At 49.3% G+C, this 23,120-nt stretch carries 22 protein-coding genes; 11 read left to right on the top strand and 11 right to left on the bottom strand.

Going from position 1 to position 23,120, the window contains the following annotated elements; genetic code table 11:
• Positions 1-70: 70 nt before the first annotated feature.
• The 7 genes from gorA to DFR27_RS05320 are packed head-to-tail and all read right to left on the bottom strand — an operon-like array spanning position 71 to position 8,802.
• The gene (gene gorA / locus DFR27_RS05350) at positions 71-1,426 is read right to left on the bottom strand and encodes a glutathione-disulfide reductase (RefSeq protein WP_121876424.1); all 1,356 of its coding nucleotides are present in this window, start codon (positions 1,424-1,426) and stop codon (positions 71-73) included.
• Positions 1,423-2,820 carry a siroheme synthase CysG gene (cysG, locus tag DFR27_RS05345; protein ID WP_121876423.1) on the bottom strand — a complete coding sequence of 466 codons (1,398 nt, stop codon included), beginning with the start codon at positions 2,818-2,820 and terminating at the stop codon, positions 1,423-1,425. The genes gorA and cysG overlap by 4 nt, the downstream gene beginning before the upstream one ends.
• Positions 2,817-4,094, bottom strand: a complete 1,278-nt coding sequence (serS, locus tag DFR27_RS05340) for a serine--tRNA ligase (protein ID WP_121876422.1) — start codon at positions 4,092-4,094, stop codon at positions 2,817-2,819. The genes cysG and serS overlap by 4 nt, the downstream gene beginning before the upstream one ends.
• A 38-nt stretch (positions 4,095-4,132) precedes the next feature.
• Complete coding sequence (crcB, locus tag DFR27_RS05335) at positions 4,133-4,492, bottom strand: fluoride efflux transporter CrcB (protein ID WP_170150786.1); 360 nt, start codon at positions 4,490-4,492, stop codon at positions 4,133-4,135.
• Between the two features lie 30 nt (positions 4,493-4,522).
• The gene (locus DFR27_RS05330; protein ID WP_121876420.1) at positions 4,523-5,842 is read right to left on the bottom strand and encodes a replication-associated recombination protein A; all 1,320 of its coding nucleotides are present in this window, start codon (positions 5,840-5,842) and stop codon (positions 4,523-4,525) included.
• On the bottom strand, positions 5,835-6,437 hold the full coding sequence (gene lolA, locus DFR27_RS05325) for an outer membrane lipoprotein periplasmic chaperone LolA (RefSeq protein WP_121876419.1): 603 nt from the start codon (positions 6,435-6,437) through the stop codon (positions 5,835-5,837). The genes DFR27_RS05330 and lolA overlap by 8 nt, the downstream gene beginning before the upstream one ends.
• A 4-nt stretch (positions 6,438-6,441) precedes the next feature.
• On the bottom strand, positions 6,442-8,802 hold the full coding sequence (locus DFR27_RS05320; protein WP_245962609.1) for a DNA translocase FtsK: 2,361 nt from the start codon (positions 8,800-8,802) through the stop codon (positions 6,442-6,444).
• Between the two features lie 263 nt (positions 8,803-9,065).
• Here DFR27_RS05320 and trxB point away from each other — a divergent pair, with 263 nt between their 5' ends.
• The 4 genes from trxB to infA all read left to right on the top strand — a co-directional run bounded on the left by trxB (position 9,066) and on the right by infA (position 11,711).
• Entirely contained in the window at positions 9,066-10,013 is a 948-nt protein-coding gene (trxB, locus tag DFR27_RS05315; protein ID WP_121876417.1) for a thioredoxin-disulfide reductase, read from the top strand.
• The gene (gene aat / locus DFR27_RS05310; RefSeq protein WP_121876416.1) at positions 10,013-10,717 is read left to right on the top strand and encodes a leucyl/phenylalanyl-tRNA--protein transferase; all 705 of its coding nucleotides are present in this window, start codon (positions 10,013-10,015) and stop codon (positions 10,715-10,717) included. The genes trxB and aat overlap by 1 nt, the downstream gene beginning before the upstream one ends.
• Positions 10,707-11,405, top strand: a complete 699-nt coding sequence (locus DFR27_RS05305) for an arginyltransferase (RefSeq protein WP_170150785.1) — start codon at positions 10,707-10,709, stop codon at positions 11,403-11,405. The genes aat and DFR27_RS05305 overlap by 11 nt, the downstream gene beginning before the upstream one ends.
• 87 nt (positions 11,406-11,492) lie before the next feature.
• On the top strand, positions 11,493-11,711 hold the full coding sequence (gene infA, locus DFR27_RS05300; protein WP_121876414.1) for a translation initiation factor IF-1: 219 nt from the start codon (positions 11,493-11,495) through the stop codon (positions 11,709-11,711).
• Positions 11,712-11,824: 113 nt separating this feature from the next.
• Here the strand turns inward: infA and clpA are convergent, their stop codons facing one another.
• Both clpA and clpS read right to left on the bottom strand, forming a co-directional pair.
• Positions 11,825-14,092, bottom strand: a complete 2,268-nt coding sequence (gene clpA / locus DFR27_RS05295) for an ATP-dependent Clp protease ATP-binding subunit ClpA (protein WP_121876413.1) — start codon at positions 14,090-14,092, stop codon at positions 11,825-11,827.
• A 22-nt stretch (positions 14,093-14,114) separates the two neighbouring features.
• Positions 14,115-14,444 (bottom strand): ATP-dependent Clp protease adapter ClpS, encoded by a 330-nt coding sequence (gene clpS, locus DFR27_RS05290; protein ID WP_121876412.1) that lies wholly within the window; start codon positions 14,442-14,444, stop codon positions 14,115-14,117.
• A 246-nt stretch (positions 14,445-14,690) separates the two neighbouring features.
• Here clpS and cspD point away from each other — a divergent pair, with 246 nt between their 5' ends.
• A complete protein-coding gene (gene cspD / locus DFR27_RS05285) occupies positions 14,691-14,909 on the top strand; it encodes a cold shock domain-containing protein CspD (RefSeq protein WP_121876411.1) in 219 nt (72 codons plus the stop codon).
• Positions 14,910-14,952: 43 nt separating this feature from the next.
• On the opposite strand, the gene icd is transcribed toward cspD, so the two are convergent.
• The gene (gene icd / locus DFR27_RS05280; protein ID WP_121876410.1) at positions 14,953-16,215 is read right to left on the bottom strand and encodes an NADP-dependent isocitrate dehydrogenase; all 1,263 of its coding nucleotides are present in this window, start codon (positions 16,213-16,215) and stop codon (positions 14,953-14,955) included.
• 99 nt (positions 16,216-16,314) lie between these two features.
• Between icd and DFR27_RS05275 the strand changes: the two genes are divergently transcribed.
• From DFR27_RS05275 to DFR27_RS05250, 6 genes are all read left to right on the top strand, one after another.
• Positions 16,315-16,929 (top strand): pseudouridine synthase, encoded by a 615-nt coding sequence (locus DFR27_RS05275; RefSeq protein ID WP_121876409.1) that lies wholly within the window; start codon positions 16,315-16,317, stop codon positions 16,927-16,929.
• Between the two features lie 8 nt (positions 16,930-16,937).
• Positions 16,938-18,029, top strand: coding sequence for a tRNA 2-thiouridine(34) synthase MnmA (gene mnmA, locus DFR27_RS05270; protein ID WP_121876408.1), 1,092 nt, complete (start codon positions 16,938-16,940; stop codon positions 18,027-18,029).
• Positions 18,029-18,640: a high frequency lysogenization protein HflD gene (gene hflD, locus DFR27_RS05265; protein WP_121876407.1), complete on the top strand. Its 612-nt coding sequence runs from the start codon at positions 18,029-18,031 to the stop codon at positions 18,638-18,640. The genes mnmA and hflD overlap by 1 nt, the downstream gene beginning before the upstream one ends.
• Before the next feature lie 97 nt (positions 18,641-18,737).
• A complete protein-coding gene (gene purB, locus DFR27_RS05260; protein WP_121876406.1) occupies positions 18,738-20,108 on the top strand; it encodes an adenylosuccinate lyase in 1,371 nt (456 codons plus the stop codon).
• On the top strand, positions 20,086-21,258 hold the full coding sequence (locus DFR27_RS05255; RefSeq protein WP_170150784.1) for a cupin domain-containing protein: 1,173 nt from the start codon (positions 20,086-20,088) through the stop codon (positions 21,256-21,258). The genes purB and DFR27_RS05255 overlap by 23 nt, the downstream gene beginning before the upstream one ends.
• Positions 21,251-22,138 (top strand): GNAT family N-acetyltransferase, encoded by an 888-nt coding sequence (locus DFR27_RS05250; RefSeq protein WP_121876404.1) that lies wholly within the window; start codon positions 21,251-21,253, stop codon positions 22,136-22,138. Before DFR27_RS05255 ends, DFR27_RS05250 begins: the two co-directional genes overlap by 8 nt.
• A 3-nt stretch (positions 22,139-22,141) precedes the next feature.
• Here DFR27_RS05250 and DFR27_RS05245 read toward each other — a convergent pair whose 3' ends face one another.
• Positions 22,142-23,083, bottom strand: a complete 942-nt coding sequence (locus tag DFR27_RS05245) for a LysR family transcriptional regulator (protein WP_121876403.1) — start codon at positions 23,081-23,083, stop codon at positions 22,142-22,144.
• Positions 23,084-23,120 lie beyond the last annotated feature (37 nt).

The following is a 23,120-nucleotide window of genomic DNA, read 5'->3' as shown; positions in this document are numbered from 1 at the left end:
GAGTAACCTGCCTACGAACAATTAGATAATGAGATCAAATGCTCGCTGAGCGGTAAGATGTAATGAGCGGCTAACGGCGTGTCGGCTGACGCATGGTCACAAATTCCTCAGCCGCCGTTGGGTGAATACCAATCGTTGCATCGAACACAGCTTTCGTGGCGCCAGCCTTCATTGCGACGGCTAGACCTTGGATTATCTCACCCGCATCGGGACCTACCATATGGCAACCCACTACACGGTCTGTAGCATCATCCACAATCAGCTTCATAAAGCTACGCTCTTCGCGTCCCGAAACAGTGAACTTCATCGGTCTGAATTTACTGGTATAAACGCGGATCTCGGCGAAGCGTTCGCGCGCTTGCTCTTCGGTTAGGCCAACCGTACCAATATTTGGCTGACAGAAAACAGCCGTTGCAATATCGGCATAGTCAATTTCGTAAGCATTGTCATTATAAAGACGATTGGCAAGGCTCATACCTTCGGCGAGAGCCACAGGCGTTAGCTCCATACCGCCGATAATATCACCCACTGCGAAAACATTAGGTGCATTCGTTTCGAAAGTTATTGGATCAACAGCTATATATCCACGCTCATTTAGGGTGACACCGTGTTCAAGTGCGCCTAAATTTTCGAGATTGGGGTGACGTCCAATGGCCGTTAAAACGGCATCGGCGGTGATAGTTTCGCCATTGGTCAGCTCGACCTTAAGTTCATCACCTTGCTTGGTTATCGCCACAATATTACAGTTAAGCGCCAAGTTAACACCCTTCTTGCCAATCTCTTGGCTGACTTCGCTGCGAATCTCGTTGTCGAAACCACGAAGGATTTCGTCGCCGCGATAAATTTGTGTAACGTCGCTGCCTAGCCCGGCAAAAATACCGGCGAACTCAGTAGCAATATAGCCGCCGCCAAGCACTACGAAGCGCTTTGGGAAGTTCTCTAGGTAGAAGATTTCGTTCGAATCAATCATGTATTCAGCGCCAGGGATATTTGGGCGCGTTGGCCAACCGCCAGTAGCAATGAGGATTCGCTCAGCCGTATACTGCTCACCGTTAACTTCTACGGTATTAGGCCCAGTAATACGCCCCCTGCCGTCAATTACCGTAACGCCAGCGCCGCCCAACATATTCCGATAGATGCCATTTAAGCGATCAATTTCGTGGGTTTTATTGTCACGAAGCTTAGCCCAGTCGAAGCCTTTAACTTCTACGTCCCAACCATAAGCCGCTGAATCACTGAATTCTTCTTTGAACTGGCTACCATAGACAAACAATTTTTTGGGTACGCAACCTACGTTGACACAGGTGCCGCCCATATATCTATCTTCGCAAACTGCAACTTTAGCCCCGAATCCAGCTGACATACGCGCACAGCGTACGCCCCCGCTTCCTGCTCCAATAACAAAGAGATCGTAATCGAAATTCATAGTGTTTCCTCTGCGCTAATGCTTTTTCCGCGCCATTTCAGCGTTTGATGGAGACTCACCACATCGCCAACGATAATTAGCGTTGGCGCTTTAACTTGATGCTCACTCACCAGTGAATAGATAGTATCTAGTGTACCGATATAAACGCACTCATCTTTGGTAGTGCCCCGTTCAATGAGCGCCACCGGAGTAGATGGATGTCGTCCTGCTCGGATAAGCTTTTGACTAATTGCATTTAAGCTTAAAAGCCCCATGTAAAAAACAAGGGTTTGCCGAGAGTCCTGTAGCGAGTTGAAGTCGAGGTCCGGTGAGCCATCTTTGAGATGGCCCGTAACAAAGCGAACCGATTGAGCATGGTCGCGATGAGTTAAGGGAATTCCAGCATAGCTTGCACATCCAGAGGCTGCAGTAATACCCGGGACGACTTGAAAGGGAATGTTCTGCACCACGAGCAGCTCGAGCTCTTCGGCACCGCGCCCAAAAATAAATGGGTCACCGCCCTTTAAACGCGCAACAATCTTACCGCTGGTCGCCTCGCGGAAAATTAGCTCGTTGATTTCATCCTGGCTTAAAGTATGGTGAGCCGCCCGCTTGCCAACATAAACAAACTCGGCATCTCGTCTGGCCATGTCGACGATACGTGGATCGACTAACCGGTCGTAGAGCACCACGTCAGCACGTTGCAGTAGACGAATTGCTTTGAAGGTTAACAGCTCAGGATCACCCGGCCCCGCACCGATAAGATACACTGCGCCCATCTTTGATGAACCATCCTTCGCGTGAATCTCTAGCTGTTCATCGAACAACTTCTGTAGTGCTGGATCGCCTTGATAGCAACGCTCCGCTAGCTCAGATTCTACCGTGTTTTCCCAGAACGATCGGCGTTGTCCGGCTGATACTAACAGCTGTTTCACTTTATCTCGCTGCTGGCCGAGGAAGCGGCCCCATTTCCCCAGCTCGGCGGGAATGTAGGCATCGAGCTTTCGCCGCCAAAAACGCGTTAAAACAGGCGCGTCGCCAGAGCTCGAAAGTGCGATGGTGAATTCGTCTCGCTCGATGATGGCAGGAAAGATGACCGTTGATATCCCGGGTTGATCCACCACATTGACCAAAATATTCTGTTGAGAACACGCCGTAGCTAAACGGCCGTTTAGTTCGGTGTCTTCCGTGGCAACAACTACTAAGTATGCGCCGTTGATGTCATCCAATGCTACGGCGCGTAAACTTAAATCAATTGGCAGCGCAGCAACGCGAGGGTCAGCCTCAAGCGCCACAACCCGGATATTAGCTCGGGCTTTCAGCAACCATTTAAGCTTTCGAAGGGCCACTTCCCCTGCTCCAACAACTAATACATCTCTATCCGAAAGGTTTAAGGAAAGTGGCAGGTAGTTCATGCCGTTAGGCGTTCCTTGCCACCTAAGTAGGGCTGAAGAACCGCAGGAACACGGACGCTACCGTCAGCTTCCTGGTAGTTTTCAAGGACCGCTACCAGCGTACGCCCTACCGCGAGCCCCGAGCCATTGATAGTGTGTGCAAGTTCCGGCTTTCCGGTTTCCGGGTTACGATAGCGCGCTTGCATGCGTCGAGCCTGGAAATCACGGAAGTTACTACAGCTCGATATTTCACGATAGGTGTTTTGTGCCGGTAACCAAACTTCAAGGTCGTAGGTTTTCGCGGCTGAAAAGCCGGTGTCCCCAGAACAAAGCAGAACCTTGCGATATGGAAGTTCTAGCGCTTGCAAAATGCTCTCTGCATGGCCAGTCAATTCGTTGAGTGCTGCGTCTGAGTCCGCTGGTGCAACAACTTGGACGAGTTCCACCTTTTCGAACTGGTGTTGGCGAATCATTCCGCGAACGTCGCGACCATAGCTACCTGCTTCTGAGCGGAAACAAAGCGAGTGGCACGACATTTTCTTTGGAAGTTCACTGGCTTCAAGAATGCTGTCAGCAACAATGTTGGTCACAGGGACTTCTGCCGTTGGGATAAGGTAGTAGTTTGATTCACCTGCGACCTTAAAAAGATCTTCCTCAAACTTAGGCAACTGGCCGGTGCCGCGAAGTGCACGGCTGTTCACCAGTAGCGGTGCGTTAATCTCTTCGTAACCGTGTGAGAGCGTATGGGTGTTGAGCATAAACTGCGCGAGCGCACGATGCAGCGCAGCGATTTGCCCCTTCATCACTACAAACCTCGAGCCAGCGAGCTTGTCTACCGCGGTGCCGAAATCTAAACCTAGTGGTTCTCCAAGATCCACGTGGTCCTTGGCCTCAAAGTCAAACGCCATAGGCGATCCCCACTTGAGTACTTCTAGGTTTTCACTTTCGTCTTTACCCTCTGGTACTTCGGCATCAAGCATATTTGGGGTAGACCAAAGTATTTCGTCAAGCTGTTCCTGAATAACGGTTAAGCGAGCTTTTGCTTCATCGGCCTTGGCTCCCATATCCGCCACCGCATCCAGCAGCGGTTGGATATCCTCGCCCTTTGCCTTAGCTTGACCAATAGCCTTCGAGCGCTGACGTCGTTCAGCCTCGAGGTTTTCTTTCTCAACCTGAAGCGTTTTTCGTTCGACTTCTAAAGCTTCGAACTGCGCTGCATTGAAGTCAAAGCCTCGCTTAGCGAGGTTATCCGCGACCGCTGTCGCGTTTTGGCGCACATATTTTGCGTCTAACATGGTTATATCCGAATGTAGAAAATTTGTAGTGATTAACGTTAAAAAAGTCGCGCCATTATAATACCGAGTGCGGCCGCAATTAAACCTAAAAACACGCTACTCGAAATGTAAAAGCTCGCTATTAAATACTTCGTCTCAACAAGTAAATGGTAAACATCTAAACTCATTGTACTAAAGGTAGTGAAAGAACCTAAAAAACCTACGGTTATAATGGCTGCAGTGTGCGGTTCAAGCGTCATTTTTTCCGCACTCAGAACATAACTGAAGCCAAGCAGAAAACTGCCGATAACATTGACACCGAAGGTGGCAAGCGGAAAACTCAGGTCACTGTAGTGCTCAGCCACATATTTTGCTGCGGAAAAACGCGCTACCGCACCAAATGCCCCGCCGATGGCCACAGCCACATACATCCACATTAAACTGTTCCTCTAATCATCTTCATAGCGTTGTTGATGACTCGCTTGATCCAGCGCCGATAAATGTGCCAGCTTGTCACGAATCTTCGCCTCTAGACCTCGTCCAACCGGTTGATAGAGACTCGTGCCGTGCAACTCAATTGGGAGGTAACTTTCACCAGCCGCATACGCTTCGGGTTCATCATGAGCATAGCGATAATCGTCACCAAAGCCAGCCTCTTTCATCAGCGAGGTTGGCGCATTACGAAGATGGTTTGGTACTTCATAACTGGCCGCTTCGGCGAGTTGCTTCGCCTGTTTCCAAGCCGTATACACCGCATTACTCTTTGGTGCACTGGCCAAATAAACGGCGGCCTGCGCAAGGGCAAGTTCGCCCTCCGGGGAGCCAAGGCGGTGCTGAGCTTCCCAGGCTGCTAAGCAGAGTTCTAGGGCGCGCGGATCGGCATTGCCGATATCTTCGCTCGCCATTCTCACTAAGCGTCGTGCTACGTAGAGTGGTTCACAGCCGGCAGATAACATTCGAGCAAGCCAGTAAATGGCACCGTCGGGGGAGCTACCTCGTATCGACTTGTGCAGCGCTGAAATCTGGTCGTAGAAGTAGTCCCCGCCTTTATCGAAACGCACCGCACTACTCGAAATGACATCGCGAAGATCGCCATCTGCAACGCTTAGACCATCGGCCACATCGATAAGCATTTCCAGGAAGCTAAGGCAACGACGAGCGTCACCATCCGCAGCAGCGATTAAAGCATCTTGCTGCGCCGAGGTCATAAAATCTTGAGGTAACGCCAGTAATTGATAGGCGCGACTTAGCAGCAGCTTAAGATCGTCCGCGGTATGGGAGCGTAGGCGATAGACCTTCACTCGTGAAATCAACGCGTTGTTAACTTCAAAGGACGGGTTTTCTGTGGTGGCACCAATAAAGATGAGATCGCCATCTTCTACAAAGGGCAAAAATGCGTCCTGTTGGGCCTTATTAAAGCGGTGAACCTCGTCAACAAAGAGCACTACCCTACGACCATGGGCACGATACTGTTCCATTCTGGCAACAACTTCTCGAATTTCCTTGGTTCCAGACAACACCGCGGACAGCGCCAGAAATTCGGCGTCGATCTGTTGGCTTAGGAGGCGTGCTAACGAGGTCTTACCCACCCCTGGGGGACCCCAGAAAATCATCGAGTGTAGGCGACGGCGGTCAAGTAGTTTACGAAGAGCTTTATCGGCACCGAGTAAATGCGATTGCCCTATATAGTCCGCCAATGTTTTTGGGCGTAGTTTTGCGGCGAGGGGCTGATCTAAGGGTATTTGTTCACCGAAAAGGTCTTCAGCCACCGGTCACAACCTCAACGCCCTCAGGAGGAACAAATTCAAACAGTTCATCACTCGGCACCGAATAGTTGTGCTGAAAGAAACTAACTTCAGTGCGCTGTCCAATCAGGTCAACATAATTCAGTCCAGCAATAAGGTTGCCGTCTTGGATTAACTCAATCAGCGAAAATTGACTAGATTCTAGCGGCGTGAAGCGAAAACCATTTTCAATCTCGCTAATGTCGAATACGGCTTTGATAGCGTCAGTGTTAGCGTTAAAAAGTAACGCTGGATTGACTGGGCTAGTGGTATCAACCGTTCGATATGATGCCTGTTCAAGATCCGGGTCGTAAAGCCATACGGTGGTGTTATTGACAACAAGAAGTTGTGGCCAGGGACTCGTTGTCTCCCAACGCAGCCGCTGCCCCGATGCCAAACTTGCCGTGCCCGCAGATTCGGCCATCAGTTCACCATTCTCGTCAAAACTTAACTGCTCAAAACGAGCGCTAAACGCTTGGTGTTTGGCAAGTAACTCATCCAGGTTAAGGTCTTCAGCAACGCTATTAGCTACTGAGAAACTCACTAATAGTGTCATAGATAAAATTCGTAACAACATCATACTTCTACCTTACAGGTTTAGGTGCAAGCACCTTTCTAGCGCCATTATGGCCAGCTTCCGATAGCACGCCCGCCTGTTCCATGGCATCAACAAGGCGCGCAGCGCGATTGTAGCCTACACGGAGTTGTCGCTGCACCGCCGAAACAGAAGCCTTTCGGCTCTCGGTAACAAACGCCACGGCTTCATCGTATAACGGGTCCGACTCATCGCCACTCCCACCGGCATCCGCCTTGTCCTCTTTCATGCCGGGTACGGCAATATGCGACTGGTCCTCAAGGATGCTATCGATGTAATTTGGCTTGCCACGCTTCTTCCAGTTGGCCACAACCGCATGAACTTCATGATCGTCCACGAAGGCGCCATGGACACGCTGAGTATTGGACGTTCCGGGTGCGAGGTAAAGCATGTCGCCGTGACCGAGAAGCTGCTCTGCTCCACCTTGATCAAGGATTGTTCGCGAGTCGATCTTGGAGGAGACCTGAAACGCAATACGCGTGGGAACGTTCGCTTTGATCAAGCCGGTGATGACATCTACGGATGGCCGCTGTGTCGCCAGGATTAAGTGAATACCTGCTGCTCGGGCTTTTTGCGCAATCCGGGCAATCAGCTGTTCAACTTTCTTCCCAACAATCATCATCATATCTGCAAACTCATCAATGATGACAACCACACTCGGTAACGCTTCTAACTTCGGAATATCAAGGGCTTCGCCCTCTGGAACATACACCGTTTCTGGATTGAACAGCGGATCGTCGATAGGCTCGCCTGCCGCAATGGCGTCCTTAACCATGCGATTGTAACCAGCAAGATTTCGCACACCTAGCTTCGACATGAGCTTATAGCGCCGCTCCATTTCACCTACACACCAGCGCAATCCATTCTCTGCATCTTCCATATCAGTGATTACGGGTGTTAGCAGGTGTGGTATCTCATCGTAAACCGAGAGCTCAAGCATCTTTGGATCAATTAAAATTAAGCGAACTTCATCGGGCGTTGATTTAAAAAGTAGGCTGAGAATCATTACGTTGATACCCACCGACTTACCCGAACCGGTTGTGCCTGCCACCAGTAGATGCGGCATTTTCGCAAGATCACCCACAATGGGCTGGCCGCTAATATCGTGACCAAGCGCCAACGTCAGCGGACTTTTCGACTGATCAAAGACGGTTGAATTAAGAACTTCCTGTAGCATCACCATCTGCCGGTGTTCATTAGGGATCTCAATGCCAACGAATGACTTACCGGGAATAATTTCTACTACGCGTACACTCTTCACCGCTAACGATCGGGCGAGATCTCGAGCTAACGAAGTGATTCGAGCACCTTTGATACCGGCAGCAGGTTGGATTTCGAAGCGGGTTACCACCGGGCCGGGTAAAACGGCCTCAACTGTCGCCACAATATTAAACTCTTTAAGACGAGCCTCAAGCAACTGTGACATGGCTTCTAGCGTATTTGAGCTATAAGCTGGCTTGCCGTTATCTTGCGGCGGGTCAAGTAAATCTAACGTTGGCAATGCGCCTTCAACGGTTTCGTCTTCGAATAAAGGCACTTGTTTTTCGCGGGCTAATCGCGCGCTATCTGTCTTAGATTTGGGAGGCGCCGCCTGCACTATTTTTGGCTTGGGCTTTGGCGGTTTTACCACCATAGGTTCGGCCATAAGCTTAACGGAACGCTTAGGCTGTCCAACGGGCTTAGCCTTTCGAGTGAAGGCTTTGCTAATAGCTCGCCATGTTCCTAAAGCAACGGCTCTTAGGATGACAAACAGCTTGCGGACTAACGCTACAAGCCACGAGCCGAGGCGTTTTACCAGTAACACCCAACTCAGCTCCACATACAAAGTCACACCAATCAGAAAGGTTGCACCAGCTAGAAGTGTCCCACCAAAAAGATTGAGCCACTCTACGGTTGGCGCCAATAGATATTCGCCAATCACGCCACCAATACCGAAGGGAAGTTCAGTGGCGACCTCGTTAAACAGTAATGCGACGATTAGGCATCCACTGATGCACGTTGCCAGAAGTGCTAGAAAACGAATGGCTAAGGTAGCACTGCTATAGGCAAGTTGGTTGCGACGGTAGGCAACGAAGCTGAGTACGCCTCGCCAAACAATTAGCAATGCAAAAAGCCAAGTAATAACACCGAATAGACTAAACAAGGCATCGGCGACCCGAGCCCCAATTATACCAATAGCGTTTTGGACCGGCGCCCCAGAATTAGAGTTGCTAAAGCTTGGATCTGTGGGTGTCCAAGTAAAAAGCGCAACGAGTAAGAGCAGTCCGAAGGCGATAACCAAAATGGCTAACGATTCTTTGGTGAAACGCTCTACTAACTGACCTGACGTGTTTACTGGAGAATTACTCACTAGCGCTGCCCTATTAGTGATTCATTTAACTATTGTTATTGCCTTAAATACTATCAAACCTTTTGCAAAAAAGCGCCTAGTTATAGCCGAAGCAGTGGAAACCTTGGCTAGGCAACAGCTGCTAGCTTGAAGTAAATCACAACACAGAGTAATCCATGTTATTACGTATCGTGAAAACCGAATATGGGAGCGCTTGTTTATTACCTTAGCTCCACGCTAAACTGACGCCCTATTGTACTAACATGAATTTCTTAGAGGCCAAAATGTCGGACATCAAACATCACCGTTTAATCATATTAGGTTCGGGCCCAGCGGGCTACAGTGCAGCCGTTTACGCTGCGCGCGCCAATTTAAACCCGGTAATCATCACTGGTATGCAACAGGGTGGACAATTAACCACCACTACCGATGTTGACAACTGGCCTGGCGATGCCGAGGGTGTGCAAGGGCCTGAGTTGATGATGCGAATGCAAGCGCATGCCGAACGCTTCGATACAGAAATTGTTTTCGATCATATTCTTAAAGCCGATCTTAGCCAGCGCCCCTTCGTCCTCCAAGGGAATGAAACCTACAGTTGTGATGCCCTGATCATCGCTACAGGTGCTTCGGCGATGTATTTAGGCCTAGAATCTGAGACTGAATTTCAAGGCAAGGGTGTTAGCGCTTGTGCAACCTGCGACGGCTTTTTCTACCGCGGCCAAAAAGTGGCGGTAGTTGGTGGTGGCAACACCGCTGTAGAAGAGGCTTTATACCTTTCAAATATCGCCTCGGAAGTGACTTTGATTCACCGTCGTGACTCGCTACGCTGCGAAAAGATTCTTGCCGACAAACTGTTTGAGAAAGAAAAAAACGGCAACGTTACTATTCTTTGGAACCACACGCTTGACGAAGTATTAGGCGATGAAATGGGTGTCAATGGAATCCGTCTCAACGACCTCAGCAACAATACCAGTAAGAACCTCGATATCGCCGGTCTCTTTATCGCAATTGGTCACCGACCGAACACCGAGTTATTCGTTGATCAACTAGAGATGAACAGTGGCTACCTAACCATCCAGAGCGGCTTACAGGGTAATGCAACTCAAACCAGTATTCCTGGCGTATTCGCTGCCGGTGATGTGGCGGATCAAGTTTATCGTCAGGCAGTAACCTCAGCGGGCTTCGGCTGTATGGCGGCACTTGACGCAGAGAAGTACCTCGACGAACTTTAATGACTATCTATCGCCTCCTCGATGACGATATTGGCTTCCCCTCTCCCATTTCCAATGAAGTGGAAGAGGATGGCCTATTGGCAGTTGGAGGCGATCTCTCTCCTCAACGAATTCTCCATGCCTACAGTCAGGGTATTTTTCCTTGGTTCAATGAAGACGACCCGTTACTTTGGTGGAGTCCACCTGTCCGAGCGGTGGTGGCACCTAAGCAAGTACACTGTTCACGCACAACGCTGAAAGCGGCAAGGCGCGGTAAGTGGCGAGTAACGATCAACGCGAACTTCCCTGAGGTCATGCAGAATTGTAGAGAAGCTGCCACGGATAGGCCTGACACCTGGATTGATGATCGAATGACGCTTGCCTACCAGAGATTGAACCAACTTGGTTGGTGTCATAGTGTTGAGGTTTGGGAGAATAATGAGCTCATTGGTGGACTATACGGCCTCGCCATCTTTCCCTTCTTTTGTGGAGAATCCATGTTTAGTCGCCGCCCAAATGCGAGCAAATATGCCTTTTATGCGCTGGGTCGAATGCTGGATAGAATAGGCTTTAGCTGGATTGACTGTCAGATGCCTACTCCCCATCTTAGCTCTCTAGGTGTTAAAGAGTTAACGCGAGAAGATTGGTTTAACACACTCACGAATACTGAGATGCTCACGAGCCCAGTGCTCGAGCTTCAGAAAGGGGGGATCATTGAGCTATAAATTTGGTCTTGTGCCACCCCACCCATGCCCCTATATTCCGGGTAACGAAGCTCAGAATATTGTGCTCTGGCCCGATGAAGTTATTGATACTTCGGTGGCAAGCCATTTGAATTTGAATGGTTTCAGGCGCAGCGGTGACCACCTCTATAGACCGCACTGTGGTGACTGCAATGCCTGTGAATCAACACGAATCCAAGTGGCAAATTACCAATTAAATCGCGCAAGTAAACGCTGTTTGAAGCGTAACCAACCATTACGCATTGAGTGGTCATCAAACTTTGACGCCGAAGCTTTCTATCCACTGTACGAACAATACATTACGCAACGCCATGCCGATGGTGATATGTATCCGCCCTCCTATACAACCTTTGAAGCTTTCCTAGGGCCAATCTTCGCGTTTAACTGCTATCTTTCGATCTACGATGACAAGGAACTGATTGGCGTAATGGTCTATGATCGGCTTGAGGATGGGCTATCTGCGGTGTATAGCTTTTTTGACGCTACTCGTGCTGAACTAGGGTTAGGGCGACTGCTGATACTCAAGCTTATAGAGCTTGCTGAAACGCTCCAGCTGCCCCATCTCTACTTAGGCTACGCCGTTGATCAGTGTCAAAAGATGCAATATAAAGGGGATCACCACCCACAGGAACGCTTTATTAATGGTAAATGGCAGCTCATTCCGAAATAGTTTTGCAACTGACCTGAGATTCGGGCAAAATGACGGCGTTTTGCAACACGCAACTTTTAATAGTTAAACAGGTAGGAAGTATCCTTAATGGCAAAGACTGACCATATTGAAATGGAAGGCGAGGTAGTAGATACCCTCCCTAACACCACATTCCGCGTTCGCTTGGAGAATGGCCATGAGGTTTTGGCTCATATTTCAGGCAAAATGCGCAAGCATTACATCCGTATCTTAACGGGTGACAAGGTGAAGGTGGAATTAACACCTTACGACTTAACAAAAGGTCGCATCACCTATCGCGCTCGCTAATAGCGTGATGACATAAAAAAGCGGACTATCGTCCGCTTTTTTTATGTCTCAATGTTTTAGTAACCACATGATTTATCCATGCCTGAGCCCCACTCGGACCCAGGCAACAATGATTAGTGCTCCGTTGCGGGCTCGTACTCCAAGACTAACCCCTCTTCAGACGCCGAAACATGCACAGTACCACCATTCTCCGACAATGCGCCGAACAAGACTTCCTCTGACATTGGCTTCTTTAGCAACTTTTGAATGAGTCGTGTCATAGGGCGCGCGCCCATAGCCTCGTCGTAGCCATTGGTAGCCAGCCACTCACGTGCAGGTTCATCCACATCAAGATGTACCTTCTTGTCATCAAGCTGTGCTTGGAGCTGTGTAAGGAATTTGTCCACCACAGTTTTGATGACCGGTAGTGTCAACGGCGAGAACTGAATGATCGCATCTAGACGGTTTCTGAATTCTGGCGAAAAAGCACGTTTAATTTGCTCCATGCCATCGCTGCTATGGTCTTGCTTGGTGAAACCCATGCTAGAGCGCTGCATTAGTTCAGCCCCCGCATTCGTGGTCATTATGAGCACAACGTTGCGAAAGTCTGTTGAGCGACCGTTATTATCGGTAAGCGTCCCGTGATCCATAACCTGAAGGAGCAGGTTAAATACATCGGGGTGAGCCTTCTCGATTTCATCGAGAAGCACTACTGAGTGCGGTGCTTTAGTGACAGCCTCAGTGAGCAGGCCTCCTTGGTCGTAACCCACGTACCCGGGTGGCGCTCCTATTAGGCGCGAAACCGTGTGTCGCTCCATGTATTCCGACATATCGAAACGGATGAGCTCGACACCCATTGCCTGCGCGAGCTGCTTGGTCACCTCAGTTTTACCAACACCAGTAGGGCCTGCGAACAAGAAACTACCTATAGGCGATTCAGGACTACCAAGACCAGCACGGCTAAGTTTAATCGCGTCGCTAATTGTCTCAATCGCTTCATCTTGCCCGAATACCACCATACGTAATGAGTCATTGAGTTTTTGCAATAGCTCTTTATCGCTAGAAGACACATTCTTTTCAGGGATTCTTGCCATCTTCGCGACAATACGTTCAATTTCGGCCGTGCCGATGACTGCAACGCGCTCCTGTTCTTTCTGTATCTTCTGGTAGGCACCCGCTTCATCTATCACGTCAATGGCTTTATCCGGTAGAAAGCGCTCATTGATATACTTGCCAGCAAGTTCAGCGGCGGTTCTTAACGCACCATCGCTATACTCCAACCCGTAGAAGCTCTCAAAACGAGGCTTGAGACCTTTAAGAATCTCATACGTCTCTGCCACGGACGGCTCATTAACGTCGATTTTTTGGAATCTACGGCTTAATGCCCTGTCCTTCTCAAAGATGCCACGGTATTCCTGGAAGGTAGTTGAACCGATACACTTCAGCTCGCCCGAACTCAACAGCGGCTTAAGTAAATTAGAGGCGTCCATCACCCCGCCACTGGCCGCACCGGCGCCAATGATTGTGTGAATTTCATCAATAAAGAGCACCGCGCCATCACGTTTCTTAAGTTCTGCCAACAGTGCCTTGAAGCGCTTCTCAAAGTCGCCACGGTATTTCGTACCGGCTAGTAATGAGCCTAGATCCAAAGAGTAGATAACCGCATCGCTTAGCACCTCGGGAACTTCATTTTCAGTAATGCGAAGTGCTAGGCCTTCGGCTATGGCCGTCTTACCAACACCGGACTCACCTACAAGCAGTGGATTGTTCTTTCTACGCCTTACCAGCACCTGAACCGCACGTTCCACTTCTTTGTCGCGACCGATGAGCGGATCAATTTTACCCTTGAGCGCCACCTCGTTAAGATTGGTTGCGTACGCTTCGAGTGGGTCATTGCTGGTATCCTGTTCTGCTTCGGCCTCTTGCTGTTCGATTTGATCTGGGCTCGAACTCTCGTTGGCGTCCGAAAACTTCGATATGCCATGGGTGATGTAATTTACAACATCAATACGCGCAATGGATTGCTGCTTAAGGTAGTAAACCGCTTGACTCTCTTGCTCGCTAAAAATAGCGACCAGTACGTTAGCGCCTGTTACCTCGCTCTTACCAGAAGACTGTACGTGAAACACGGCGCGTTGAAGTACGCGCTGAAAGCCAAGCGTGGGTTGCGTTTCGCGCTGCTCTTCATGCTCGGGGATAAGCGGCGTGGTGGTGTTAACGAATTCGTCGAGTTCAACTCTCAGGCGGGCTAAGGAGGCTCCGCAGGCGCTCAGCACTTCCACCGCAGAGTCATTTTCCAACAGCGCCAACAACAGATGCTCCACCGTCATAAACTCGTGACGGCGGTCACGCGCGCCTCGGAAGGCATTATTTAGCGTTAGTTCTAAATCTTTACTCAGCATAGGAGTACTCCGCTAGTTTTAGTTATTCATCGTCTGGCAGTGCTTCGCAGTCACATTTGAGTGGGTGTTCATGCTCTTGCGCTACCTGATTAACAATCATGGTCTTAGTTTCAGCAATATCTTTTGGATAGATCCCAGCAACGCCTTTGCCCTTCTGATGAACTGCCATCATCACCGATGTGGCCGCTGCCTCATCCAAAAAGAATATTTGCATTAAGACATCAACGACGAAGTCCATTGGTGTGTAATCGTCGTTATGCATTACAACTTGATACATCGGCGGCTTCTTAAGCGCCGGCTTATCGGCCAACGTTGCAGTGCTGCCATCAAAATGTATTAACTCATCGCTCATACTTTATATACTCTGGTAAATTCGTTTTAGATTGCTCTATTCTACCAAATCATTTGACCGTAAAGAAATGAGAGTCATAACTGCAGAATAGCGTTAAATTGAAGGTGTTATGTAACTTTTTTATGACGGGTTTCCGAAAAATACCCTTGACCAGCCAGTCACTCAATGGTAGTAATTAACTAAGCAACACTTTAATGTGAAGTGAACACCAAAGAATAATAATGCTGTTTCAACAGGGAGTTAGATATGGCAACCGGTACTGTTAAGTGGTTTAACAACGCAAAAGGCTATGGATTTATTTTACCTGATGAAGGTATCGATGACCTTTTCGCACATTATTCCACGATCTCAATGGATGGATATAAAACACTGAAAGCAGGCCAACCAGTAAGCTTTGAGGTTGAACCCGGTGACAAGGGTCTTCACGCCGTCAACATTACGGTTACTGAAGAGGCCATGGCTTAAAGCCCTTCAATGTCTTAGCGTTGAGCTCACTCTATGTGACGTCTTACCGGCGTCGCATATTCTTTATCACAGCCGCACCAAACTCACTGGTTGAAAGAAGTTCAGCGTGCTCCATCATTGAATGAAAATCATGAGTGACGGTCCTGTCACTAATAGTATACTTCACTCCCTTTACCATTAAATCAGCCGCTTTCGTCCAGCCTAGATGCCTTAGCATCATCTCCGCTGAGAGTATCAGCGAGCAAGGATTTACTCGGTCCATCCCTGCCAGTCTTGGTGCGGTTCCATGTGTAGGTTCAAAGAGCGCAATGCGGTCGCCAATATTTGCGCCAGGCGCAATCCCAATTCCGCCAACCTGCGCAGCGAGCGCATCAGAAAGGTAGTCGCCATTTAGATTCATAGTAGCGATGACGGAATGATCCTGCGGATACATGAGAATTTCCTGCATCATCGCGTCGGCGATAACGTCTTTTATGACGATCTTCGCGGCAGTGTTCGGATTAATGATGGTCAACCAAGGCGAATCGGCTTCGTGAGTAGCGCCAAATTCTTCGCAGGCTACCTCGTAGCCCCACTCACAAAATGCACCCTCGGTGTATTTCATGATATTACCTTTGTGAACCATGGTGACCGAAGGCTTGTCATGCGCTATGGCATACTCAATTGCCTTTCGTACCAACCGTTTTGAGCCTTGCTCAGAGATAGGTTTGACTCCCAATCCGCAATTCTCAGTAAAGCGAAGACTTGTGACACCCATCTCCTCTTGAAGAAAGCGCGTGACCTTGATGGCCTCTTCGCTACCCGCACGCCACTCGATCCCTGCGTAAATGTCCTCTGAATTTTCCCGAAAAATAACCATTTTGACGGCATTAGGCTTTCTCACTACCGAGGGAACACCTTTGAACCATTGGATTGGACGCTGACAAACATAGAGATCGAGCTCTTGGCGGAGTGCTACATTCAGACTTCGGAAGCCTCCACCAATAGGCGTGGTAAGCGGGCCTTTGATGGCAACTGAGTACTTCTGAAGCGCCGCTAGCGTCTCAGGAGGAAACCAATCACCCTCATAGATGTCAGCGGCCTTTTCACCGCAAAAGACTTCCATCCATGCAATACTCTTCTTTCCCTTATAAGCTTGCGCTACAGCGGCATCCACTACCTCCAGCATCACCGGAGTAATATCAATACCAATGCCATCACCTTCTATATATGGAATAATAGGTCTATCGGGGACAATTATTTGATTGTCCTGAGTATGTTGAATGGGCTCACCAGATTTGGGCGGCAATATGTACTGGAACGTCATAAAATAGGTGCTTCTCAGTGCAGTGCTAACAGTAGAAATACTCTATCATAGAGTTAACTAAAATGAATACCGCTCAATGGGAGCGTATAGACGGTGTGAATGGCTAGGCTAATCCTTTTAAACAAACCCTATGGCGTACTCTCACAATTTACTGGGAGTGCGGACGAAGAGACACTAGCCGCATACGTGCCGATTGCAGGCGTATACCCTGCCGGTCGCTTAGATAAAGACAGTGAAGGGCTGCTGTTACTTACCGATGACGGACAATTACAGCATCAAATTGCCCACCCTTCGAGTAACAAGAAGAAAATCTACCAGGTAGAGATTGAAGGCATCATCACCGATGAAGCATTACAACTGCTGAGAAAAGGCGTCCAGCTAAATGATGGTTTAACACGCCCTGCTCAAGTTAAGCGAATTGCTAAGCCAGCTGGGCTCTGGGACCGACACCCCCCGGTCAATGCTAGGTTGAATACAAGCTGGATAGAGCTTAGCCTAAGCGAAGGGCGGAACCGTCAAGTGCGCCGGATGACCGCCGCTGTGGGTAACCCCACCCTCCGCTTAATTAGAGCATCCATTGGACCGTGGCAATTGGAACCACTGCGCCCTGGGGAATTTAAAGAGATTACGGTGAATATGCCCGTTAGCGCAAAGGCTAAACGTGGCGGCACCAACAGAACAAATATGAGAGGACGAACGCGCACTAAGCGCTAAGAGAATTTATGACAGAGAAAGTGATTGTAGGAATGTCTGGTGGTGTTGATTCATCCGTCACTGCCGCCGTGTTGCTAGAGCAAGGCTATCATGTTGAAGGTCTCTTTATGAAAAATTGGGACGAAGATGACGGCAGTGAATATTGTACCGCAATGACTGATCTAGCGGACGCACAGGCTGTCGCGGACAAACTAGGTATCACACTTCACACAGCAAACTTCGCCGCCGAGTATTGGGATAACGTCTTCGAGCATTTTCTAGAAGAATACAAAGCTGGGCGCACGCCAAACCCCGACATCCTCTGTAACCGAGAGATTAAATTTAAGGTCTTCCTTGAATATGCCGAAGCACTGGGTGCTCAGGCTATTGCTACCGGCCACTACGTCCGCCGAGGCACTAACGAAAACGGTGAAACAACCTTACTGAAAGGCCTTGATGGCAATAAGGATCAGAGCTACTTTCTCCACGCTGTCACCAACAAAGAGTTTGCCCGCAGCTATTTCCCAATTGGCGAGATGGACAAGTCAGATGTTCGCGCACTGGCGGAGAAATACGAGCTGGTCACCGCAAAAAAGAAAGACAGCACTGGCATCTGCTTCATTGGCGAGCGACGTTTTAGTGACTTTTTAAACACTTACCTACCTCATCAATCGGGCGATATTATTACCCTAGACGGAAGTAAAATTGGCGAACATGTTGGCCTGATGTACTACACCTACGGACAGCGCCAAGGTTTAGGAATAGGTGGTATGGCGGGTGCGTCTGATGAGCCATGGTTCGTTGCCCAGAAACGCCTCGAGACAAATGAACTCGTGGTTGTTCAGGGGACAAATCATCCGGCGTTATTTCACACCACACTGGAAGCTAATCAAGTTACTTGGATTAACACCTCCGTGGACCTCTCTAAGCCCCTCATGGCAAAGACGCGTTATCGACAACCGGATCAACGCTGCCGCGTTGAAGCCTCCGAGGGCGGTTTGATTGTTCGCTTCGATGAACCTCAGCGTGCCATCACGCCCGGTCAAAGTGTTGTCTTCTATCAAGGCGACCAGTGTCTCGGCGGTGCCGTGATTAATCGTTTCTACAACGAGGATTGCTAATGGAATCGCGTACGCTCGCCGTAGCAGCTATGTTTCAATGCGCTGACCTCATTGGTGAACTAGCACGTCACGGTCGCTGTGACGAGGAAGCTTACTCATCGGTAATCAAAAGCGTTTTTAGTAACCGGGCTAATGACGTCGAAGAAATCTACACCAATGTGAACAACCTTCGCTACGGTGCAAAGGTTTGCGTGGACATCGCCAAGCAACAGAAGGCCAACTATCAGAACCTAATGATCTATGTCATGGGGATGATCCAGTTAGAAAAGCAGATGCGTTCACGAGAGGACTTCATGGCAAAGATTGACGATGGCCTAGCACTGAGTAGTCGTCAGGTGGAGCTTTACGGCTACGAACATGACTCGGTTAGCGGCTCGCTTAGCAACTTGTATCAAGCTACTTTCTCCACCTTGAGCCATCGAGTTCAAATCGTTGGTGACGCTAATTGGTTAACCCAAGATAGAGTGGCAAGTCGTATTCGCGCACTCCTCTTTGCTGGGATCCGCGCAGCAATGCTCTGGCGCAACCTAAATGGCCGCCGATATCAGTTGCTTTTTCAACGGGGTAAAATCAATCGCCAACTTGAAGCGTGGCTAGACGCAGCAGACTGATCCTCTTGGTGCTATTCACACTGAAATGATCATGCGAAGGGTTTAAGATTCAGCTAAAATGGCCCCAACATTCATTTCATTAGGATAAGCTAACACCATGGAATTAAGTGCGCTAACCGCTATTTCACCCATTGACGGTCGTTACGGCTCAAAAACAATTGCTCTTCGCGAACATTTCTCAGAGTTCGGTCTGATCTTCAATCGTGTACTTGTTGAAGTTCGTTGGTTACAGCAACTTGCAGAGCTTGAGGGCGTGGTTGAAGTGCCGGCATTAAGCGCGAACGCCAACGAGTTTTTAGAATCGTTACTGAATGATTTCAGTGAAGCCGACGCGCAAGCCGTAAAGGATATCGAACGCACCACTAACCATGATGTTAAGGCGGTTGAATACTTCTTAAAGAACAAATTTGCAGAGAATGCCGAACTCACAGCGGTATCGGAATTTGTTCACTTTGCTTGCACATCAGAAGATATTAATAACCTTTCTCACGCGTTAATGCTTCGTTCTGGGCGTGATGAGGTGCTAGTGCCTACCATGCAAAAGCTCATTGATACGCTTACTGCACTCGCGCATGACTTCGCATCGGTCCCTATGCTGAGTCGTACTCACGGGCAAACGGCTTCGCCCACCACGGTAGGTAAGGAACTCGCCAACGTAGTTTATCGTTTGCGCCGACAGCTGGTACAGGTCGTAGAGACTCCGCTACTGGGCAAAATTAACGGGGCCGTTGGTAACTACAATGCACACCTCAGTGCCTACAGTGAGATTGACTGGCAGGCCAATGCTCAGTCGTTCATCGAAGAGCGCCTTGATCTTGACTGGAACCCCTACACCACTCAGATTGAACCGCATGACTACATTGCAGAACTCTTTGATGCCGTAGCACGCTTTAACACTATCTTGATTGATTTGGACCGTGATATTTGGGGTTATATTTCCCAGGGTTACTTCAAGCAGAAGGTGGTTGCGGGAGAAGTTGGTTCATCAACCATGCCACACAAGGTCAACCCAATTGATTTTGAAAACTCTGAGGGTAACCTCGGCATGGCGAACGCTGTATTGTCTCACATGGCACAAAAGCTTCCGATTTCACGGTGGCAGCGTGACCTCACGGATTCTACTGTTCTTCGCAATATGGGCGTTGGTTTTTCTTACAGCCTGCTCGCATACGAAGCAACACTAAAGGGACTTTCTAAGCTCGAGCTCAACGCTGCAGAACTCGCCAATGATTTAGATTCAAGCTGGGAAGTTCTCGCAGAGCCAATCCAGACAGTAATGCGCCGCTACGGCATCGATGAGCCCTATGAAAAACTTAAAGCGCTCACACGCGGGCAGCGCATCAACGCCGAAACCTTGGCCGTATTTGTTGATACCCTCGAACTTCCTGAGCACGTCAAACTGGAGCTCAAAGCACTGACTCCTGCCAACTACATAGGAAATGCCGTTGATCAAGCCAACGCAGTTTAAACCTAGTGTCGCGCCCCTCAATCGTCTGGGTGACCTTTCGATTGAGGAATTTCTCGCGAGTTACTGGCAACAAAAACACGCTGTCCTTCAGCAGGTATTTGCCAACTTCACGCCGCCAATTGATGCCAATGAATTGGCCGGCTTAGCGCTTGAGGAGGAAGTAGAGAGCCGACTCATCAAGGAGCCAACGCCGGGCAGCTGGAGCTTAGAAAGCGGCCCGTTCACGGAAGGCACTTTCAGCTCTCTTCCCGAAGAAAATTGGACCCTACTCGTTCAAGCTGTAGATCAATGGCACCTTGGTGTGTGGGAGTTACTTCAACAATTTTCCTTTATTCCCAATTGGCGCCGTGACGATGTCATGATTAGCTTTGCGGTGCCAGGTGGCTCTGTGGGGCCACACTACGATCACTACGATGTGTTTTTGATCCAAGCGGAAGGCGAGCGAGAATGGACCATCGGCCCGAAGTGTGATGACTTAAGCGAACGCGCTGAAAACGATCAGTTAGATCTTCTTGCTGACATTGATGCCCAAGAAAGTCACCTATTAAAGCCTGGCGACATACTTTACGTCCCACCTGGGGTGGCACACTGGGGTGTTGCGAAGACAGCATCAATGACTATTAGCATTGGCTTTCGGGCGCCAAGCGTGGGCGAAGTATTCCAAGACTTCGGAAAGGAGCTTGAGGGTTTACTCGGAAACGATTCTCGCTTTACTGACGCCCAGCGCACGTCAAGTACATCGCCCGGCGAGTTGTCATCCGCCGACATCACCTTGGTGCAGGAATTACTTCAAAGCCATGTTGCCGATAAGTCCGTGATAGCGAATTGGTTCGGCTCGTACATGACGGAACCTAAGCGCGACGAATTGTTGCCCTTGGTGGATCGGGTTGATGTGGATGGTGCTTACCGCGAATGCCTGGTAAGGGATGCAGTGACACGCGTTGCTTATCACCGCACTCCTACTGAGTTCTTATGGTTTTGCAATGGCGAAGTCCAGTCCTTAAATTCAACATGTGCTCGATTAGCTGAGCGCCTAGCGGATGAACCTATTCTATCTCTAGAAGAAGTTAGCCTGCTCGTTGACGATGAAAGCACACGCGAGTGGATGAACGAGCTACTAGAACAGGGGCACTATCACCTATATGAGTGATATTCGTGTGGTTCGCGCCATGTGGCCCGAGGACGAAGCCAAGCTCCACGCTATTCGGCATCAAGTCTTTGTTAAGGAACAGGGTGTAGACGAAAGGATTGAATGGGACGGCCAAGATGCGAAGTGTGTTCATGTTTTGGCATACCACCATAATGAATTGGTTGGAACAGGTCGTCTTATGCCGAACGGAAAGATTGGCAGAATGGCGGTGCTTAAGGCATCGCGAGGACTTGGTATAGGCGCCCTCCTCCTTAAAGCGCTGGTGGAGGTTGGCCACCACGCTGGCTTCCTTTCTCTTTACCTCCACGCGCAAGCTCAAGCTGCCGGTTTTTATGCCAAATTGGGCTTTAACGTTGACGGAGAAAGCTATCAAGAGGCGGGGATAGAGCACGTTACTATGAGGCTATCACTTCCCCCCAGGGATAGCGCCATTACGCCCTCAGCCTTCGCTAGCAACCGTTTAACCATTATTCAGTGCGCCCGACGTGAAATATACGTCTTTGAGCCTGACTTTAGCCTTATAGTAAGTGAATTGGCGGACATGATGTCAGCCATGACGACGTTACTACGAAACAACCCTCGTAGCGAAATCTTCGTACTCTCGCTAAACTCGACAGCTTTGATTGAAAGGTGTCCGGAGTTTTTCACCTGGCTGCAACGTCTTAACTCGCGTGTACACTACCGGGTAGCCACCGAAGCGGACGCAAGTGAACTTGGCGCCATGTGGCTGAGCACTGGATTCGCGGTGCAGGGTAAACACAGCAAGGGTCTGGCTATGGCACCTGCAGCTTCACCGGCGCTTGAAACTCAACTACAGGCTTACAAACGGGTCTGGCAGCGAAGTGAAACCGACAAACGTTTTCGTAGGTTAATGATCTAAGCGCTAAAGGGTACTCGCGACATCCATAATCAATCTACGAAGCCAACGGTGGGCAGGATTATGTTGTAGTAACGGTGACCATGCCATGTTCAGTTCAATGGGTGGAATGGAAAACGGTGGCTCAGAGACAAAGAAACTACCATCATTGTGGTGACGTTTCGCAACGCGCGTTGGCAGTGTAGCCACTAAATCATCACGGGCTATTAGCACTCCTGGCATCTGATAATGACGAGTGAAAATGGCAATCTTACGCCGACTACCCGGTCGCGCCTTCTCAACGGCTCTATCTACCCAACCCAACTTGTTGTAATTCTCAACATTGATACCCGTACCCCTACCAACACCTGTCTTACTTACCCAAATATGCTGGGCGTCAAGATAGCTGTCCAAATTGAGGTTTTCCGACAAAGGATTATTAGCACTCATTAAGCAGGAAAAACTATCACGCCAGACAACCACAGAATGGAAGCTCTGCGGTAATTCGTCAAAACGATTAATGGCCAAATCAACTTTGCCCTGCTCCAAGTCACTGATTGAGGCGTCACTTGGTGTGAGTAGGTCAAGCACCACGTTCGGAGCCTCGCGGCGAAGTCGCTTCAATACCTCGGGAATGAGTGTAGACTCAGCGTAGTCGCCCACGATGATTCGAAACATTCGGCTAGAAAATTCGGGCTCAAAACCTTCAGTAGGCTGAAGTACCTGTTCTATTTCGGTAAGAATGTGGCGGACACGCGGTTGAATAGAGAGTGCTTTTTCCGTGGGTGTCATGCCCTCAGTAGTGCGGACCAGCAACGGATCATCGAATAACTCGCGCAACCTACGTAAACCGTTACTCATCGCAGGCTGGGTTATGCCTAACACCGCCCCAGCACGAGTGACGTTCTTCTCCTCCAGCAATACATCGAAATACACCAGAAGATTGAGGTCGACACGAGAAATATTCATAGATTAGATCCTAAAAGCAGTCACCGAAGTATGCCAT

It is taken from the genome of Umboniibacter marinipuniceus, assembly GCF_003688415.1.
In the GTDB taxonomy this organism is placed as follows: Bacteria; Pseudomonadota; Gammaproteobacteria; order Pseudomonadales; family DSM-25080; genus Umboniibacter; species Umboniibacter marinipuniceus.
Note: the sequence above shows the minus strand (reverse complement) of the source record. Positions and strands in the feature narration are given on the sequence as shown.